The organism is Streptomyces sp. NPDC055103, from assembly GCF_053607625.1.
On record NZ_JBSGTX010000174.1, the window covers coordinates 1 to 1,516 of the forward strand.

Below are 1,516 nucleotides of genomic sequence, written 5' to 3' on the forward strand. Positions count from 1 at the left end.
GGATCACCCGGTGCGGCGGCCCGCTTCGCGCTGTGCGGACCATGGCGCTCGGGGCCGTACGAGCCGCGGCCACGAGGCACACCGAGCCGTTGGGACGTGCGCCTGATTCCACGGCGGACAGGGCGCGTCCGGGCCGTGAAACTCCCTGCTCCTGAGGTCTGTTGACACCCTCGCGCGGCGCTTCATACTGTCGCGGGCAGGATTTCGAACGGCATTCGACATACCGAACAGCGAGGGCTCGCGCACGTGCTCATCACTCGGATCGACCCTTGCGGAGAGCGGACGTCATGGCGTTTCCTGACGCACGTCCCGCCCCCCGCCGAGGCCGGGCCGGCGGTGGCCGGTACGACGCGGATGACGAGCTTCCGGCCCGGAGGACGAGGGCGTCGCACCCCTGGAGGAGGGCGCCGGTGAGCCCGCGACAGCAGGCCGTCGTCCTTGACGCGCCCGGGGCCTTCCGCCTCGTCGACCACACCCCCGTACCGCCGGGTCCCGGCGAGGCGCTGGTACGGGTCCACGCCGTGGGGCTCTGCGCCCGTGACCGTGCCGTCTTCCGGGGCGATCACCTCCGGGAATACGTGCGCTTTCCGGTCACCCCGGGGCATGAGTGGTCGGGCGTCGTCACCGCCACGGGAGAGGGGGTGTCCGTGTCCCTGACCGGCCGCAAGGTGGTGGGCGAAGGGCTGCGCAACTGCGGGACATGCGACCGCTGCCGCGAGGGCGAGACCCACCTGTGCGCGGGTGACTACGAAGAGACCGGGTTCACCCACCCCGGCGCCATGGCCCCTACGGTGACGCTGCCCGCCCGTCTGTTGCACACCCTCCCGCCGGACGCCGACCTCACCGCGGCCGCACTGCTGGAGCCCGCGGCCTGCGCGGCCGCGGCCGTCCTGAAGGCGCGCCCGCTGCCCGGCTCACGCGTGGCCGTCATCGGAACCGGCGCCGTCGCCCTCCTCGCCGCCCAGCTTCTGAGCACGTCCTCCCCCAGCGAACTCCTGCTACTCGGTGCGAGCCCCGACCACGCCGGACGAGCCCGCCGTTTCGGGGCCACCTCCTACGGGACCTGGGACCGTGACGGCCGGCCTTCCGACTTCGACGTGGTGATCGATGCCGTGAGCGCGGTCTCGACCGCACGCGCCGCCATGTCCCTGTTGCGGCCGGGGGGACTCCTGGTGCTCACCGGCGTCCCGGCCCTCGGCGCGGAGAATCTGGATCCCGTCCACGTCATCCAGCGACAGCTGTCGATCGGAACCGTGATCGGCGCCTCCTCCTCCGCCTGGTCCTACGCCGTACGCGCCTTTTCCGCCGGGCAACTGACGCCACGGGCTCTCCTCACGCACGAGCTGGGCTTCGACGAATTCGCCCGCGCCACGCAGCTCATCGGCAGCGGCGATCCCGGGGTCGGGAAAGTCCTTCTCCGGCCCTAGACGAGTCATTCCGAATGTTGACGATGCGTTCGGGAACGCAGACAGGGCGTCCAAGATCGTTGTGTGACGAACAACCTAGACGCCCTGCT

General features: G+C 71.2%; 1 protein-coding gene. It reads left to right on the forward strand.

Going from position 1 to position 1,516, the window contains the following annotated elements:
- Positions 1-410: 410 nt before the first annotated feature.
- A complete protein-coding gene (locus ACWFR1_RS40310) occupies positions 411-1,427 on the forward strand; it encodes a zinc-dependent alcohol dehydrogenase (RefSeq protein ID WP_453561085.1) in 1,017 nt (338 codons plus the stop codon).
- Positions 1,428-1,516: the final 89 nt, after the last annotated feature.